Here is a 16856-nt window from a genome sequence, read left to right as displayed (position 1 = left end):
CTCAGATGTGCCGGCCCTGGCCGCCGTCGACGTCGATTACCGCGCCGTTGACGTAGGAAGCGGCCTCCGAACACAGGAAGACGATCATGTTGGCGACCTCCTCCGAGGTGCCGTAGCGGCCCACCGGAACGCTCTTGCCGTTGTTCCGGATGATGTCCTCCCAGTCGCCGCCGCGGGCGTTCGCGATCTCCTTCGCGGCCCGCTCCCACATCGCGGTGTGGATCAGGCCCGGCAGCACCGAGTTGAACAGCACGTTGTCGCGGCCGTACTTGCCGGACAGGGCCTTGCCCGTGGCGACCATCGCCGCCTTCGAGGCGCCGTAGTCGATCAGGGCGGCGCCCGGGTACTTCGCGGCGCCGCTCGCGATCATCACGACCCGGCCCCACTTCTGCTTGCGCATGCCGGGCAGGCAGAGCCGCGTGCTGCGCACGGCCGAGAGCAGGTTGAGCCGGAACAGATCCTCCCAGTCGTCGTCGCTCATGTAGAGGAAGTTGCGCGACGGCGAAGCGCCGACGTTGTTGACAAGAATGTCTACCGTGCCGCCGGCCAGCGCGGCCTCGAAGAAAGAGTCGATCGACGAGCGGTCGGCCATGTCGGCGACGTGGCCGTGGGCACTGCCCTCGCCCGCTGGCGGCTCGTAGCCGTCAAGCTCGTTCACCGCCTGCTCGCTGCGGGCGCAGAAGGCGACCTCGGCGCCGTGATCGGCGAGCAGGCGGACGGTGGCGGCGCCGATACCGAGGCTGGCGCCGGTGACGACCGCACGGCGGCCGGTCAGGTTCAGGTCGATCATCGTTGAGGTCTCCTGGCTGGGATTCGGAGGATGAGTGTAGTGCCCGCGGCGTTGCTATGCTCCCCGTTCATCTCTGACGGGACGGGAATGAAGAAACGACGCCAGTTGATCCTGCGACGGCGGCCGGTGTGGCTCGCCGTTCTCCTCTTGATGTTGGGCGTGCCAGCCGCGGCGCAGGACTCCGGCGATGCGACTCCCCGCCACTACGACGGCAATCCCGACATCAACGGCGTCTGGCAGGCGATCAACTCGGCTCACTGGAACGTGGAGGACCACAACGCCGTCGGTGGGCCGGCGGAGTACGGCACCCTCACCACGATGCCGCCGGGGCAGGGCGTGGTCGTCGGTGGCGAGATTCCCTACCAGGACTGGGCTCGCGAGCAGCAGCGGGAGAACTTCGAGAACCGCTGGCGCGAAGACCCCGAGGCGAAGTGCTACTTGCCGGGAGTGCCGAGAGCGACCTACATGCCCTTCCCGTTCCAGATCCTCCAGGGGACGACCCACGTCATGATCGTCTACGGCTTCGCCGAGGCGAACCGGACGATCCACATGGACAAGGAGAATCCGGAGCCGGCGCCGATCGACAGTTGGATGGGCCGTTCGCATGGCCGCTGGGACGGCGACACCCTGGTCGTCGAGGCCTCCGGCTTCACCGGTCAGGCCTGGTTCGACCGTGCCGGGAACTTCGCCAGCGACACGCTGCGCGTTACCGAGCGCTACACGCCGACCGGCCCGAACACGATGACCTACGAGGCGACGCTCGAAGACCCCAACGTCTTCACCCGTCCCTGGACGATCCGCATGCCGCTCTACCGGCGCCTGGAGGAGAACGTCCGTGTGCTGGAGTACAAGTGTGTCGAGTTTTCCGAGGAGCTGCTCTATGGCCACCTACGCCGACGCGAAGAAACCACGACCGGCGACGATCCCTAGCGCTTCGGCCGTTGCGGCCGCTCTGCTGCTGGGACTGACCGCGGTCCCGGCGGCGGCCGGCGACGTCACCGTGCAACTGACCACGTCCGCCCGCAGCGAGGCGGTCAAGTGGTACGAGCGCCACCTGGACTGCGAGCCGATCGAGAGCCGCGCCGAGGCGGTCGACTGCGGCAACGCGACGATCGAGTTCAGGCAGGGCCCGATCATGGGCGCCAGCCAGGGCACCGGCATCGACCACATCGGCTTCTCTTTCGCCGACCTCGAGGAGAAGATGGCCGAGCTGGAAGCGGTCGGCGTACGGGGTTCCGGCGTTCGGCTCCAGCGCTACGACGACGGTTCGACTCTCCGCGAGAGACCCGGCCTGTTCAAGGTCGGACGCATCTTCGATCCCTGGGGGACGCGGATCGAAGTCGTGGAGGACCTGGACACGCTGGGCTTCCACCACGTCCAACTGAGCGCGAGCGATCCGGAGCGGACTCTGGCCTGGTACCGGGAGACGTTCGGCGGCGCGCCGGAGAGCCTGCGCGGGACGCAGGACGGCCTCCGCTTCGGCGAGGTCTGGCTGTTCGCCTCGAAGCACCCGGAAGGCCAGCCCGCGCCGAGTGCCGGCCGGGCGATCGACCACCTGGCCTTCGAGGTCGCCGATCTCGACACGGCGGCCGTGGGGCTGCGCGATCGAGGCGTCCGCTTCACGGCGGACCCCGAGCGGCCGGCGGGAGGCCGTTCCGACGCGAAGCGCGGCTTCGTTTCCGCTCCCGACAACGTGCGGGTGGCGGTGCTCGAACCGGGCTGGCAGGGCGTCGACGCCGACTTCGGGTCGGACGCCGACGAGGTTGCCTCGGCTGAGCCGTACGTCGTGCCGCGGACGCCCTGGGGTACGCCCGACCTGCAGGGAATGTGGTCCGGCAACAAGGCCCACGGCATTCCGCTGGAACGGCCCGAGGAGCTGGCCGATGTCGAGGAACTGACCGCGGAGGAGGCGGCCGCCCGCCGGGAACGCGGCACCCTGGGGAGCATCTGGGGCTACGAGCGCGAGTGGCGCGACACGACTCTCGGCTACGTCAAGTCGGCACCGTCGCGCCAGGTGGCGATGATCATCGATCCGCCGGACGGGCGCATTCCGCCGCTCACGGAGGAGGCCCTGGAGCGACAGCGCAACGCCCGCCAGTCGTTCGGCGATTACGTGAGGCGCCGGCCGGCGGGGCCGGAAGACCTGAGCGCCTACGTCCGCTGCATTACCCGGGGCGTGCCGGGGATGATGATGCCCTCGATCTACAACAACGGACTGCAGATCAGCCAGAGCCCGGGCTTCGTCGCCATCCAGAAGGAGATGATCCACGAGACCCGCGTCGTCCCCACGGCCGAGCGGGAGCCGCTCGGCCCTGGCATCAGGCAGTGGCTCGGCGATCCCCAGGGTCGCTGGGAGGGCGACACCCTGGTGGTGGAGACCACGGGCTTCAACGGCCGCACGAACTACCGCGGCTCGAGCGAGAACATGAAGCTCACCGAGCGCTACACGCGGCTTGGGCCGAACCGGCTCGAGTACCAGTTCACCGTCGAGGATCCCACAGTGTGGACCAGGCCCTGGACCGGCCGGTTCGAGTTCGAGCTCGACAACGAGCAGTACGAACTCGTCGAGTACGCCTGCCACGAAGGCAACTACGGGATGACGAACATCCTCTCCGGCGCCAGGGCGCGTGACCGCGAGGAGGCCGCGGCCGCGGCGGCGGAAACGGGCTCGGGAGCGCGGTAGAGAACCGCACCGACAACGACGCCCGTTCTCTGGGTGCGCGGGTCTTCTGACCCGCTGCCGCCGAAGGCGGCGTCCAATGTCGTCGCCGGCCTTGGCCGGCGGCCACATTGCTTCGGGCTGTGCCGCTCCGCGGCTCCGGCCGAGGGCCGGTCAGAAAGACCCGCGGACTCAGAGCGCCGTGGTCCTGCTGGCGACGCCGCCTTCAGGTTGACTCACGGGGGAATCGGCTTGGCCGTCGGCCGAGATGCGGTTCTGGGCCTTCAATTGTCTGTTCAACCGCGCTAGTGGTTGCGAGAGTGCACCCTCCAGCTTGTCGAAGTGCTTACAGAGCCAAGCGATCATCTCCGGCCAGTTCTCGTCATCGTAGCCGTCGAACGGTTCTGAGCGGCAGATGCGACTCGCCTTCTTGTCGTCCAGCCTTTGCCACTCAAGTTCCGCGCCAAAGGACTCTTCGATTTCTCCTCTGTTTCTTTCGAGCTGATCGAAGATCCACTTGTTCTCGTCTGCCTTGGAGCGTGCGAGAGAGAGTTCAACGCGCGCCGCTTTCTTTAGGAAGATCAGATTGTAGGAGCAGCCGGACACACCTGTTGCGCTAGCGAGCCAATGCTCCTTGGAAGGACTGATGTTCTCGTACCGGGGGACGCCTCGGTCACGCAGTGCGTCCAGAGTCCTCGACCAGAACGCTTGCCGCAATTCATGGCGACGCTTCAGCGTGCTTTCGACGGCTCGTTCTTCGGTCTCCTTGGCAGCCATTCCGATCATGTAGTCCGAGGCCTCGGGCGTGGGAATGATCTGCTGGAGGTCGAGCAAGAGCTCCTCGCCCAAGGTGTAGGGCGACGCCCGAAAGCACTGGACCCGCACGCCGTGTCCGGTGAGCCAAAGCACGGTTGATGTGACCTCTTTTCGGAAGTTGGCAGCGACCAACATGAGCCTCTGGTCATTGCCGGCGTTCAGGATCGTGTCATCAAGGTCCTCAACCTCGAGGAAGGTGCACAGGTTCTCTTCGGCTTTGCCGCCATCAGTCCTGCGGTCGAGGTGTCTCTGGTAAATCTCGAGGATCTGCCTCTTCGTGAGACTGGAGCAGTAGGCCACGTACTTGAGTGCTTGCCACACGACGTCGCGGCCCGTGTCGTCGAGCTTGTTCTCGATGACTACCAGCTGGCCTTCCTTGTCAAGTGCCAGCAAATCGAGCCGTTCGCGGGTGTCGGCGAAGCCGGCAAACTCCTTCTGGATGATCAGGAGCTCCTCGCCGAGCGCCTCGGGCGTGTTCGCGACCCATTCCTGAAGATCGGGGCGTTCCTGCAGATTGAGCGCGGCAAAACGCCTTTGTTCAAGGCGTACGAGGCGTTTCTCGGTGAGGTTGACTTTGAACATCGGCTCGATCCTCGCTCATGTTGCTTTGAACGGCCGAGGCCGGATCTCGTCCGGCGCCATCGTCTTGAGCACCTTGACCGGAGTGAGACACAGCTCGTCAAACCGGCGCATCGTCTGCTTGGACATGAGGCCGGCTTCGGCCAAGCCCACTACAGCCTCGTGCGCGGCCGCTAGTGCCTCACTCTTGTACTGCCTGCTCATTGCATTCCACTTCGATGACCGCTCCAGTTGCTAGCGCCGCCGGGAGGCCCGCCGGGTCCAGCCCCGAGCAACTCTCGATGCGTTGAGAGTGCCTTCGCGACGCTCTCGGGGGAAGTGAACCAGACGGTCGGCTCTCCTTCGGCCGGCTGGAGCTCGCCGCGGGCGATCGCCAGCGCGCGTGCCTTCATCTCGTCGTAGTCAGTGTTGCCGATCTTGAGCGACTTCATGGTCTTCATGGTGGCTACCAAGAGCCCGCCAACGTTACACTCCCACAACCATGGCTGAACCCCTCCGCGGAACCCGGCAGCCGCCACGCGAACCGAGGCGCCCGCTCGTCCCGCGGGACTTTCCGGGCTGCCGCGCTGTGCATCTGCCGGTCGAGGAACTGGACGACCACGAGGGTCGCATCGAGTACTGGGAGGCGCGGACCGGGACGGCGATGGTCCTGGCGGAGCCAGCGACGCTCTACCACGAGGCGCCGTCGGCCGGCGTGACGGGCCTGGTCGAGATGATCTCCCAGGCGCGCGGCTCGAAGATTCTGGCGCTCGGTTCGGCGAGTCTGGTGCAGTTCGGGGTAGAGGGGCAACGTGAGGTTCTGATGCAGCCGGACGCGATGTTCTTCCTGGATCGCCCTTGGCCGCGGGGGCGGACGATCGACATCGACGCCGGTCCGCTACCGGATGTGTTGCTGGAAGTGGACCACACGACCGATGTCCGGCGGCGGAAGCTGGAGGTCTACGCTTCCTGGGGTCTTCCGGAGGTCTGGGTGGAGGTGCCGGCACCGGAGTGGATGGCTCCCCGGAGTTCGGGTCGACCGGGACTGACGATCTACCTGCTGGAGGGCGGCGGTTACGTCGAATCGGCCGTCAGCCGGGCGTTTCCGGGCTGGCGGGCGGCCGAGATCCACCGGGCAATGAACGAGGAGACGAAGTCGGCAGAGACCGTGGCGGCGCTACGCCGGGTGGGCCGCGGGCTGGGCAGGGCGTCGGGCACCAGCCCGGACGACGACCCGTTCCTTGGCGCCGAACGGGCCGAAAGTCGCTCGGAGATGCTCCGGGAGAATCTCCGACAGACTCTCGCCGCCCGGAACATCCGAGTGACTGAAGCCGTCGAGGCGTGGCTTTCAGGTGTCACTTCGGTGGAACGGTCTGCCCAGTTCCTGGAGGCCGCCATCGACAGTCGGGACGCGAGCGACTTCCTGCGCCGGGTCCGGCCGGCCGGCGACGCTCCGCCAGACGACGGTTAGCGCCTCGCGCCGGTGGTAGGGTTGCCGTTCCGCCGAGACACAGCAGCAAGCAGGACGATGCCCATGTACACGACGCGATCTCTCCCGCGCGCGACCCTCCCCGGCCTCGGTTTCGCTCTGGTCGCGGCCCTGGTTCTCCTGGCGTCGCCCGAACCGGCGGCCGCGCACCACGCCTTTGCCGCCGAGTTCGACGCCACGAAGCCGGTGCGGCTGCGCGGCAAGGTGACGAAGGTCGAGTGGGTGAACCCGCACGCCTGGATTCACATCGACGTCACCGACGAGAACGGCACGGTGACGGCCTGGATGGTCGAGTGCGGACCGCCGGGCGCCCTGGTTCGCCGCGGCTGGAAGAAGAACTCGGTTGCTCCTGGGACCGAGGTGCTCGTCGAGGGCTACCAGGCGATCGACGGTGCGCCGCGGGCGAACGGCCGTGACGTGACCCTGCCGGACGGTCGGCGGCTGTTTGCCGGATCCTCGGGCACCGGCGCGCCGTACGACGATCGGGACTCTTCGGGCTAGCCGTAGAGCACAGGCGTTGCGGCGGCTCCGCTCGGACGCCACCTGACGCTCGGAATCTGACAGAGCTACAACGTCACGGTGAACTTCCGGCTCGGCAACGTCGGCTGAGCGTGCGCCCCGGCCGGGGCTCGAGCTGTTTCAGCGCGCTTCGGGCGCCGCACTCGGTGGTAGCGTTGTGGCTACAACCAAACCTGTGCCCGAGGAGGTGCCGGATGAAGCTTGAACGTTTCCTTCTCCTGAGCCTGGCGGTGCTCCTGGCCGCCCCGATCGCCGTTGCCGCGCAGGACGAGATTCCGCGGCGGCCCGATGGCAAGCCGGACCTCTCCGGTGCCTACGACGTGGCGACGCTGACGCCGCTGACTCGGCCGCGGGAGTTCGGCGACCGGCTGACCCTGACCGACGAGGAGGCGGCTGCGATCGCTCGCCGCAAGGCCGAGATCTACGAGGCGGACTTCAAGCCCAGCGATCCGAATCGCGAGGCGCCGCCGGTCGGCGGGGCGCCGATCTTCGACCCGGGCCTCGAGGTCGCGTCCGGCGGCAGCGGCGGCTACAACGCGTTCTACATGGATCCGGGCGACAACGTGATCAGGATCGACGGCAAGTGGCGGACCTCGATCATCACGGATCCGCCGAACGGTCAGTATCCGGAGATGACGCCTGCCGGGATGGCGCGTACGGCAGCTCAGTTCGCGGCGTTCGGCCACAAGAACACGGGAACCGCCTGGTGGCTGGAGGAGAACGAGGACGGCTCCGGTCCCTACGACAACATGGAGCAGCGGCCCCTGCCGGAGCGCTGCCTGATGGGCTTCAGTTCGACCGGCGGCCCGCCGATGCTGCCGGCGCTCTACAACAACCACAAGCGGATCGTGCAGACCGGAAACCACGTGATGATCCTGATCGAGATGGTCCACGACGCCCGCGTCGTGCGGATCGGCGCTGAGCACGCGCCGGCCCAGGAACGGCGGTGGATGGGCGACTCGATCGGCTGGTGGGAAGGCGACACTCTGGTCGTCGACACGGCGAACTTCGGCGAAGAACCGGGTCTCGGTTCGGCCACGAAGGACCTGCACGTCGTGGAGCGTCTCCAGCGTCTGGCGGACGGCGACCTGCTGTACGGCTTCACGGTCCGAGACCCGAACGTCTGGGAGACGGCTTGGAGCGGCGAGTACGTGTGGCGGTCGACGCCCAACAAGGTCTTCGAGTACGCCTGCCACGAGGGGAACTACGCGCTGGGCAACGTGATGCGCGGTGCGCGCCTGCTGGAGGCTGACGCGATCGCCGCGGCGGGCGGCGGCGAGTAGTCGAGCCGGCCGGGCGCGCGAGCCCATGCGCCGCTTCCGCTCTCCCGGCCTGGGAGTCCTGGGTCTGGGACTCCTCCTGGCGGCGGCGAGCCCGCCCGCGCGCGGCGCCGACGAGTCCCCGAACATCGTCGTCTTCGTCGCCGACGACGCCGGCTGGTCCGACTTCGGCGCCTTCGGCAACCGCGCCGTGCGGACGCCGAACCTGGACCGTCTTGCGGCAACCGGGGTCGTGTTCGAGAACGCCTTCCTGACGACGGCGTCGTGCAGTCCGTCGCGGATCAGCATCCTCTCGGGCCGGTATCCGCACGCCACGGGCGCCGAGGATCTGCACACGCCGTTGCCGACCGGGGTGGATCTGCTGCCGGCCTACCTCGCCCGGGAGGGCTACTTCACCGGGCACATGCGGAAGACCCACTACGGCCCGGATGGCGAGCGGCAGTTCGACTGGTTCTCGGAGGAGACCTGGGAAGGGCTGCCCGGTTTCCTGGACGTGGCGGGGGATCGGCCGTTCTTCCTCTGGATCGGCTTCCGGGATCCGCACCGGCCGTACTCAAGTGACGCGGTCGATCCGCCCCATGATCCGGGCGAAGTCTCGGTGCCGCCCTACCTCGTCGACGACGAGGAGACGCGGTCCGACCTGGCCCTCTACTACGACGAGATCTCGCGGATGGACGGTGAGATCGGTCGAATGCTGGCCGAACTGGACCGCCGCGAGCTTCGGGAGGACACCCTGGTCGTCTTCCTCAGCGACAACGGGATGCCGTTCCCGCGCGCGAAGGCGACCGCGTACGACGCGGGCATCCGCACGCCGCTGATCGTCTCCTGGCCGGGCGTCACGCCGTCGGGCGCTCGCTATCCGGGCCTGACCAGCGTGATCGACCTGGCGCCGACCCTGCTGGAGGCGGCCGGGGCGGGGATCCCGGAGAGCTTCCAGGGAGAGAGCTTCGCCGCGGCGCTGACCGATCAGGCCTCGCCGGGGCGCGACTACGTGTTCGCGGAGCGCAACTGGCACAACTGCGACGAGCACATCCGCGCGGTGCGCGGGCCGCGCTACAAGCTGATCCGCAACGCCTACACGGAGTTGCCGCTCTGTACGCCTGCGGATGCGTCGCGCAGCCCGTCCTGGTACAGCCTGACGGCGCGCCGTGCGGCCGGGACGCTGACGCCGGGTCAGGCCCGCCTGTTCGAGGCGCCGAGGCCGGTGATCGAGGTTTACGACCTGGAGTCGGATCCGCACGAACTGGTGAACCTGGCCGGTCGGCCGCAAGTGGAGCAGATGGCCCGGCAGTTGAGCCGGGTGCTCGATGCCTGGATCGAGGAGACGGAGGACTTTCCGGCGAGCCGCCGGCGCCGGGCGGACAACACGGATCGCGTGACCGGCGTGAAGTTCTCGCAGAAGGTGCCGCCGCTGGAGCCCTGACTAGGGATCCAGCACCGGCAGCACGATCCTTGACGGATGCTCCGCCGAGTGGTGCACCGCGTTGCGCGCCACCCGCCACTCGCTCTCGTCGTAGTTGTTGCCGCCGGTGTTCAGGTTGCGGTCGTAGCGGGGGAAGTTGCTGCTCGAGACTTCGATCCGCAGCCTGTGACCGTCGCCGAAGACGTTGGCTGTGGCGAGGGGGCCCAGGGTCACTTCGTAGACCTCCCCCGGATCCATCGAGACGTGGCGGTCGAATCCCTCGCGGTAGCGCATGCGCAGGATGGTGTCGTCGAGGTTGAAGGCGCGGCCGTCCGGGTGGACGTCGATCAGTTTGACCGTGAAGTCAGTGTCCGGCGCGTCTGATGAAACGTGCAGGATGACGTCGACCGAGCCGACGACGGCCAGCGGTTCCTGGAACGGCTCCGTCGTGTAGACGAGCACGTCGCTGCGGGCTTCGACCGAGCGCTGATCGAAGGCGCCGGGCTCGTAGTCGCCCATGCAGCAGAAGGCGCCGCCGTGGGTCGGCACCGGTGAGCCCGGGTCGTAGACAAGGCGGTCGGCGTCGGCACCGCCTCCGCCGCCATCCGCCGTCAGCCTGCCGTCGCCGGCGGCACTGTTCGCGCTGCCGTCGCTGTCCAGGTAGAAGGTCATCGCTTCGGCGCCGGCCGGCGGCCAGTTGGCGGCGTCTTCCCAGCGGTCCTCGCCCATCAGGAAGTAGCGGACCCTGGCGTAGCGGTCTTCGAAGCCGTTCGCCTCGGGCCCGTTCGCCTCGTGCTTCGTGAAGCGGTCGAGAAAGCTCCAGAGCATTTCGTCGAAGGCGAAGTCCGTGTCCCCGAAGTTCCGTTCGCCGACGACGAGCGGGTTGGTCAGCCGGTACATGTTGCAGTGCAGGCTGGGTGCGATGACCATGTACTGGTGGTCGCGGACCTCCGGGTCGGCGTTCTCGCGGACGTGGCCGTAGAGCGCCAGGTTCGGCGACACGGACAGGTCGTACCAGGAGTTGGCCCAAAGCGCGGGCACGCCGAACGGCTCGTCGTCGTGGTACAGGCCGCCTTCGTACCAGGCCGGATCGTCCGGCAGGCGGGCGGCGAACTCCCCGAAGATTCCCTTCGGCCCGCCGACGGATTCGATCAGCGTCTGAACGGGGAGATGCCAGAGGGCCTGCTTCCAGTCGACCTGGGGCATCTTCGCGGCGAGGTCGAAGTAGGTCGCGAGCCGCTCGAGGTCCTCGCGACTGGTGTCCGGCGGGAAGGTGGGGCGTTGCGTGTTCTGCTCGCCGAAGAGCCAGACGGCCATCGGAAGCTGGAGCGCGCCGCCGCGGTAGAAGTTCCCCTGTTCGTGGAACGGTCCCATGCGGCCGATGCCGGCGCCCTGCCCCATCGGTACGGCGGCGGCGTGGGCGGGATGCCGCATCGCGGCGAGTCCCATCTGCCATTCGGCGGTCGAGGAGCAGCCGAGCGTGGCGACCTTGCCGCTGGACCACGGCTGGTCGGCAATCCAGGTCAGCGCGTCGTAGCCGTCCGTGCGTGGCCGGCCGAGGATCTCCCAGTCGCCCTCGGAGAAGAACTTGCCGCGCTCGTTCTGGACCACGAAGGCGTAGCCGCGCGCGATCGCGTCGAGACCGAACTTGAGCAGCGCGCTGGGCCGCTCCAGGTTCGGTTCCGGCAGCGGGCTGAAGTTGTACGGTGTCCGCCAGAAGATCGCCGGAACGGGACCCCCGGCGTTCCGCGGCCTGTAGATTTCGGTGGCGAGGCGGACACCATCGCGCATCGGTACCATGACCATCCGATCGACTTCGGCGAGACGGTGGAGGTCGGCCCGGCGCACCGGGTCCGGCGTCCGGTGGATCTGGCCGAGGACCGGGGGAGTAGCCAGGGCCAGGGAGACAGCGATTGGCAGCAGCCTGATGACCGTTCGAATGTGGTGCATATGACGTTCTCCTGGCGGGCGAAGTCAGGTTCCTTCCTGGTTCTTGCGCTGGGCATTCTGCCAGTTGCGTCCGCTTCGGATTCGGCGTCCGGTCAGATCAGACGGGTCGCCGTGCTGGTCGCCGATGCGGATGACGAGCGGATCGCCATGGCCGCGGAGGCGGTCTCGTTCTGGAACGAGGCGGCCTCTGATCTGGGGCTGGCTGCGCCGTTCCTCGAGCCGGGACGGGAAGCTCCCTCGCAAGGACTGCGGCCATTCGAGAACTACGCCCACCAGCTCTCGCAGCTTGCCGGCCGCCTGCACTCGTCCGACCCGGGGCCCAGGCCGCCCGAGGCGCTCTTCCGGGTGGACGCGGACGTCGTCGTGCTGCTCTCCGCCCAGAGTCTCATGCCCTTCGCCTGGCCCTACGGCGACGATGGCCGCTACTTCGTCGCCATTCCTTCGGGCGACGAGCGCGAGCACGTGGTTCGCAACGTGATTGCCCACGAACTCGGGCATGTCCTTGGCCTGAAGCACACTCGCGAGCCAGGTGTTCTGATGTGCCAGCCCTGCGATACCTCGGCGCGCAATGACGGCCAATCCCGATTCCTGCCGCTGACCGAAGTCGACCGCGAGCGGCTACGCTCCTTCCTGGGAGGAACCCGACCATGACGACCAACTGGACCCGGAGACGCTTCATCGCCACCGCGGCCGCCGCGGCAGCGGCCGGAACCGGACTCGGCCGTTCACCCGCCGTGGGCCAGGACGGCTGGCGCGCCGGCCCGCTCCGGCACCTGATTCCGGCGGCGAGCCACGATCGCGTGGCGCTCAAGTGCTCCTTCGCCGATCCGCTCGATTTCGTGCCGGTGCTCCGCATCGGCGGCCGCCTGGTCGCTGGCCGGAGCACCGACACGGAACGGCGTTTCTTCTCCTTCGACGCGAGCGGACTGGAACCCGACACGGAGTACGCCCTGCAACTGCTCGGCGGCGGCGGCGAGACGCTGTGCGATCCGTGGCCTCTCCGCACGTTCCCGTCGCCCTCGGCTCAACCCGAGTCGGTGCGGTTCCTCGCCTACACCTGCGCCGGAGGCCATCCCGAGTCGGGCTTCTTCCTGCCGCTGGCGGTTCGCCGCCGGCTGTTGAGGCGAGCGCTCTCCTTCCGTCCGCGGGCGCTGATCGCGATCGGCGACCACATCTACTGGGACCAGCGTACGGTGCTCTACAACCGTAGCGAGGAGCGGGGCCGGCGTTCCCGCGAGTTCTACGAACGGATCGGCTGGCTGGACCTCAGCCTGCCCGTGCTGGGAACCAGCAACGAGACCTCGATCAAGGCCGCGGTCGGGCCGCAGATCGCCGAACTCTACGGGGTCATGCTGCGGTCGACGCCCTCCTACTTCGTCAGTGATGACCACGACTACTACGAGAACGACGATGCCGACCCCCAGATGGTCACCCTGCCGCCGGACCGCTACCAGGTGGAGTTCGCACGCTTCACCCGCAACGCCTTCCTGCCCGAGTTCCTGCCCGACGTCGAGCGTCCGCGGGCCATCTCCGGCGCCGGCGCCGGCGACCGGGAACCCGGCATCTCCGAGGCCTTCGGCACGTTCCGCTACGGTCGGCTGGCCGAGGTCCTGATCTACGACTGCGCCCGCTACCTGTCGCTCAAGGGAGTCCACGCCGGTCTCGTGCCGCCGGAGGCCGAGCACTGGCTGCATCAGCGCACCCGGGACCAGTCGGTCGCGCAGTTGTTCCACGTACCGTCGCACCCCTTCGGCTGGTCGGCGGGGAAGTGGCGCGAGTGGTACCCGGACGTCGCCGATCTCGACGACGGCGGCGCCACCGTGTCGCGGATCGGCGACTTCGCCGGCAGCAACTTCAGGCTGACGACGGAGCGCGAGAAGTACTTCTGGCAGGAGGGATGGCTGCGGCAGCATCAGCGTCTGCTGGAGTCGCTGACGTCCCAGTCGCAGCGGACCGGCATCGTGCTGTCGGGCGACCTGCACGCGATCGGCCACTCCGTGCTCGAGCGAAGCGGCAGCCTGGACCTCTCGGCCAATCCTGTCCACGCCGTGCTGACGGGACCGCTTGGCACCCTGACCGGCTGGCCTTCGGCGGCGCGCGGGACGCCGCCGCTGGCGGCCACCGGGGTCGAGCAGGACGTACGGGGCGAGACGTTCGAGAAGAACGGTTTCGCCCTCTTCGACGCGACGCCGTCCGAGGTCACGGTGCGGCTGTTCGCCTGGAAGACGGGGGAACCGGAGTCCGCGATCGACGACCTCGAGCCGTACCACACGGCCGTCATCCGGCGCGGCTGAACGCGCATCTCCGCGCCGCGGGTTTCACCCGCGGCCATGGGTTACTGTTCGCCGGATGGCCGAGGCTCCGAAGCGGCGGAACAGGCGGGCGCGCAAGGGGCCGGGACTCTTCTCCCGCTTTCTGAACGTCGTCGAGTTCCTCGGCAACCTCCTGCCGCATCCGGTCACGCTGTTCGCGGTGCTGGCTCTGCTCATCCTGCTGGTTTCGGGGATGGCGGAGTTGCTCGACTGGCAGGTCGAGGACCCGCGGCCCGCCGGCGTTTCGGGCCGCTCCGAGGACGGGATGATCCGCGCGGTCAGCCTGATGAACCCGGAGGGTATGCGGCGGATCGCGATGAACCTGGTGACGAACTTCACGGGGTTCGCGCCGCTGGGCACGGTCCTCGTCGCCTTGCTCGGGGTTGGTGTCGCCGAACGTTCCGGTCTGCTCGGTGCGCTGCTGCGGGCGCTCGTCCTGGGCGCGCCGCGGAACCTGCTGACCGCGGTCGTCGTCTTTGCCTCGGTCGTCTCGAACACCGCGTCGGAGATGGGCTATGTCGTGCTGATTCCGCTGGCGGCGGTCGTGTTCCGGTCGGTGGGCCGCCACCCGCTCGCCGGCCTGGCCGCCGCGTTCGCCGGCGTCTCTGGTGGCTACTCGGCGAACGTGCTGATCGGCACCGTCGATCCGTTGCTCGCCGGGATCACGACCGAGGCGGCGCGCATCATCGATCCGTCCTACGCGCCGGGTGCGGCGAACGAGATCCCGGCCACCGCGAACTACCTCTTCATGTTGGTCAGCACCTTCATGATCACGGTGATCGGCACCCTGGTGACGACCCGGATCGTCGAGCCCAAGCTGGGGGCGTTCGAGCCGAGCCGGGCGGCGGACGACCTGGAGGATCCGGAGGATGGCCTGAAGACGCTGTCCCCGGAGGAGAAGCGGGGTCTGAAGCTGGCGGGCGTGACCGTCCTTGTCATGCTCGGGGGGCTGGCGCTGCTGGCCCTGCCCGAGAACGGCTGGTTCCGCGATCCGGCGGCGAACGCGCTCCTGATCGACGACCTGAGACCGATGCTGCGGAGCGTCGTCTCCCTCATCTTCGTCTTCTTCATCGTGCCGTCGATCGTCTACGGCCGGGTCACGGGGTCCGTCCGGAACGACCGCGACGTGATCGACGGCATGGGCCGGGCGATGAGTTCGCTCGGGCCCTACATGGTGCTCGTCTTCTTCGCGGCCCAGTTCGTCTCCTTCTTCAACTGGACCAACCTGGGGACCATCACGGCGGTGGTCGGCGCCGACCTGCTGACCCGCTTCGACCTGACCGGACCGATCGTGTTCATACCGTTCATCCTGATGTGCTGCTTCGTCAACCTGATGCTGGGCAGCGCGTCTGCGCAGTGGGCGGTGACGGCGCCCATCTTCGTGCCGATGCTGATGACGGTCGGCTACAGCCCTGAGGTCATCCAGGCCGCCTACCGGATCGGCGACTCGACGACGAACATCATCACGCCGATGATGAGCTACTTCGGCCTCATCCTGGCGGTGGCGATGCGGTACGACCGGAAGCTGGGAATCGGCACCCTGATCGCGACGATGATCCCGTATTCGATCTCCTACCTGATCGGCTGGGTGACGCTGTTCTACGTTTGGGTGTTCGCGCTCGGCCTGCCGGTCGGCCCCGGATCGCCGACCTACTACACGCCCTGAGCCGGCTCAGGCTTCGCTCGCGGTCGCTCTCCGGCACGCTGTCAAGGTCCTGTTACCATGACTCGTTCCGCCCCGGCGCGAGTCGGTGCGGAGGAGGGGAGATCGCCTATGGCCAGACCTGGTCCGACCACTTTCGCGAAACGTCAACGAGAGATGCGCAAGCGCCAGAGGCGCCAGGAGAAGCTGGAACGGCGCGCGCAGCGGAAGATCGAGAAGGAACAGGCCGCCCTGGAGGCGCCGGAGAACACGACCGGAGAGGACCCGGACATCGCGGGGATCGTCCCGGGCCCGCAGCCGCTGCCCGACTGGGACGACTGACCCCGCCTGCCTACGGGCCGCCGCCGGACGCCACGGCTTCGGCCTCCTTGGCGCGGGCGCCGGAAAGGATGTTGTACAGGCCGTAGTTGCCCTCGTGGCAGGCGTACTCGTACAGCGCCTCACCTTTCTTCATCAGCAGGCGGGCGGTGAAGGGCCGGGTGAAGGTCGCCGGGTCGTTCACCGTGTACTCGTACATCAGCGTGTCCTCGTCGACGCGTCGGAACCTCTCCGTGACGTGCATTTCGTAGGCGTCGCCCACGGAGCCGGCCACGCTGCCGCTGAAGCTCGACACCAGGTCGCTGAAGTTCCTCGTCTCGACCACCAGGGTGTCTCCTTCCCAACGACCGCGGGAGTCGCCCATCCACTGGCGCACCGAGTCAGGAAGGTGAGGGCGCCCGTCGAGAGGCACGATGCGGGTGTCATGGACCATCTCGTTCAGGATCGCCACATGGTTGGCGGACTGGAAGATCTGGATGTTCTGGTTGTAGCCGCCCGGCGTGATCGGCGGCCCCACGTTGAAGCCGAGGATGCAGCGCTCGGCCAGTCCGCGATCCTCGTAGCTGTCGAGGCCGATGCCGCCGACCCGAAGTCGCACCGGGCGGTCGATCGGCTTGTCGTCACCGCGCGTCTGGCGCTTGACGTCGGGGAGAGTGTCAGGAAGTCGGCCGTTCGGCGGGTCGATGATCAGCGACGTCCGGAGGTCCTCGACGACCCTGGCGCCACGGTCGAACCAGAAGTTGTTGTAGCCGCCGACTTCGCCGCCCGCCTCGAGCCTTCTCTCCTCGGGGTCGCTGGGCAGATCGGCGACGCGCGCGCGTTCCACGGCCGCCGCCTCTATCTCGCCGGCCCGGGCCTCGTCGATCGTTGCTTCCTGGTCCTCCGGCCGCTGGAGCGGGGTCAGCGTGCGGAAGTCCCAGACTCCCGAGATGTCGGGCTTGCCGTCGGCTGCCAACGGCGGAGTCCAGCCGGGCGCGTTCTGGGCCGGCAGCGCGGCCGGCAGCGCGGCGATCGTCAGCGCTACGGCGAGAGCCGGATTGCGCGGGAAACGGAGGTGAGCGCTTCGGTGGCGACGCATGTCGTCCCTCCTCTTCGTGTCG

15 protein-coding genes are annotated in these 16856 nt (G+C 68.0%); 10 read left to right on the top strand and 5 right to left on the bottom strand.

Annotated elements, in window-relative coordinates; all coding sequences use genetic code 11:
* Window position 1 precedes the first annotated feature (1 nt).
* On the bottom strand, window positions 2–790 hold the full coding sequence (locus OXI49_13860) for an SDR family oxidoreductase (protein ID MDE2691599.1): 789 nt from the start codon (window positions 788–790) through the stop codon (window positions 2–4).
* A gap of 87 nt (window positions 791–877) precedes the next feature.
* On the opposite strand from OXI49_13860, the gene OXI49_13855 reads away from it, so the two are divergent.
* Window positions 878–1720 carry a hypothetical protein gene (locus OXI49_13855; protein MDE2691598.1) on the top strand — a complete coding sequence of 281 codons (843 nt, stop codon included), beginning with the start codon at window positions 878–880 and terminating at the stop codon, window positions 1718–1720.
* Window positions 1671–3473, top strand: coding sequence for a VOC family protein (locus OXI49_13850; protein MDE2691597.1), 1803 nt, complete (start codon window positions 1671–1673; stop codon window positions 3471–3473). The genes OXI49_13855 and OXI49_13850 overlap by 50 nt, the downstream gene beginning before the upstream one ends.
* Before the next feature lie 168 nt (window positions 3474–3641).
* Here the strand turns inward: OXI49_13850 and OXI49_13845 are convergent, their stop codons facing one another.
* Window positions 3642–4847: a DUF4268 domain-containing protein gene (locus OXI49_13845; GenBank protein ID MDE2691596.1), complete on the bottom strand. Its 1206-nt coding sequence runs from the start codon at window positions 4845–4847 to the stop codon at window positions 3642–3644.
* Between the two features lie 197 nt (window positions 4848–5044).
* On the bottom strand, window positions 5045–5284 hold the full coding sequence (locus OXI49_13840; GenBank protein MDE2691595.1) for a hypothetical protein: 240 nt from the start codon (window positions 5282–5284) through the stop codon (window positions 5045–5047).
* A 41-nt stretch (window positions 5285–5325) separates the two neighbouring features.
* On the opposite strand from OXI49_13840, the gene OXI49_13835 reads away from it, so the two are divergent.
* The 4 genes from OXI49_13835 to OXI49_13820 all read left to right on the top strand — a co-directional run bounded on the left by OXI49_13835 (window position 5326) and on the right by OXI49_13820 (window position 9534).
* Window positions 5326–6294, top strand: coding sequence for a Uma2 family endonuclease (locus OXI49_13835; protein ID MDE2691594.1), 969 nt, complete (start codon window positions 5326–5328; stop codon window positions 6292–6294).
* A 63-nt stretch (window positions 6295–6357) separates the two neighbouring features.
* Window positions 6358–6813, top strand: coding sequence for a DUF6152 family protein (locus OXI49_13830; GenBank protein ID MDE2691593.1), 456 nt, complete (start codon window positions 6358–6360; stop codon window positions 6811–6813).
* A 212-nt stretch (window positions 6814–7025) separates the two neighbouring features.
* A complete protein-coding gene (locus tag OXI49_13825) occupies window positions 7026–8114 on the top strand; it encodes a hypothetical protein (protein MDE2691592.1) in 1089 nt (362 codons plus the stop codon).
* Between the two features lie 25 nt (window positions 8115–8139).
* Window positions 8140–9534, top strand: coding sequence for a sulfatase (locus tag OXI49_13820; protein MDE2691591.1), 1395 nt, complete (start codon window positions 8140–8142; stop codon window positions 9532–9534).
* Here the strand turns inward: OXI49_13820 and OXI49_13815 are convergent, their stop codons facing one another.
* Complete coding sequence (locus tag OXI49_13815) at window positions 9535–11463, bottom strand: CocE/NonD family hydrolase (GenBank protein ID MDE2691590.1); 1929 nt, start codon at window positions 11461–11463, stop codon at window positions 9535–9537.
* Here OXI49_13815 and OXI49_13810 point away from each other — a divergent pair, their 5' ends adjacent.
* The 4 genes from OXI49_13810 (at window position 11464) to OXI49_13795 (ending at window position 15759) form a co-directional block, all read left to right on the top strand.
* The gene (locus OXI49_13810) at window positions 11464–12114 is read left to right on the top strand and encodes a matrixin family metalloprotease (GenBank protein ID MDE2691589.1); all 651 of its coding nucleotides are present in this window, start codon (window positions 11464–11466) and stop codon (window positions 12112–12114) included.
* Complete coding sequence (locus tag OXI49_13805) at window positions 12111–13757, top strand: hypothetical protein (GenBank protein MDE2691588.1); 1647 nt, start codon at window positions 12111–12113, stop codon at window positions 13755–13757. Before OXI49_13810 ends, OXI49_13805 begins: the two co-directional genes overlap by 4 nt.
* A 55-nt stretch (window positions 13758–13812) precedes the next feature.
* Window positions 13813–15441 carry an AbgT family transporter gene (locus tag OXI49_13800; GenBank protein ID MDE2691587.1) on the top strand — a complete coding sequence of 543 codons (1629 nt, stop codon included), beginning with the start codon at window positions 13813–13815 and terminating at the stop codon, window positions 15439–15441.
* Between the two features lie 108 nt (window positions 15442–15549).
* Entirely contained in the window at window positions 15550–15759 is a 210-nt protein-coding gene (locus tag OXI49_13795) for a hypothetical protein (GenBank protein MDE2691586.1), read from the top strand.
* Window positions 15760–15769: 10 nt separating this feature from the next.
* Here the strand turns inward: OXI49_13795 and OXI49_13790 are convergent, their stop codons facing one another.
* Window positions 15770–16834, bottom strand: a complete 1065-nt coding sequence (locus tag OXI49_13790) for a hypothetical protein (protein MDE2691585.1) — start codon at window positions 16832–16834, stop codon at window positions 15770–15772.
* Window positions 16835–16856: the final 22 nt, after the last annotated feature.

Source organism: Acidobacteriota bacterium, assembly GCA_028875725.1.
GTDB lineage: Bacteria > Acidobacteriota > Thermoanaerobaculia > Multivoradales > Multivoraceae > Multivorans.
This window is presented reverse-complemented; position numbering and strand designations above follow the sequence as displayed.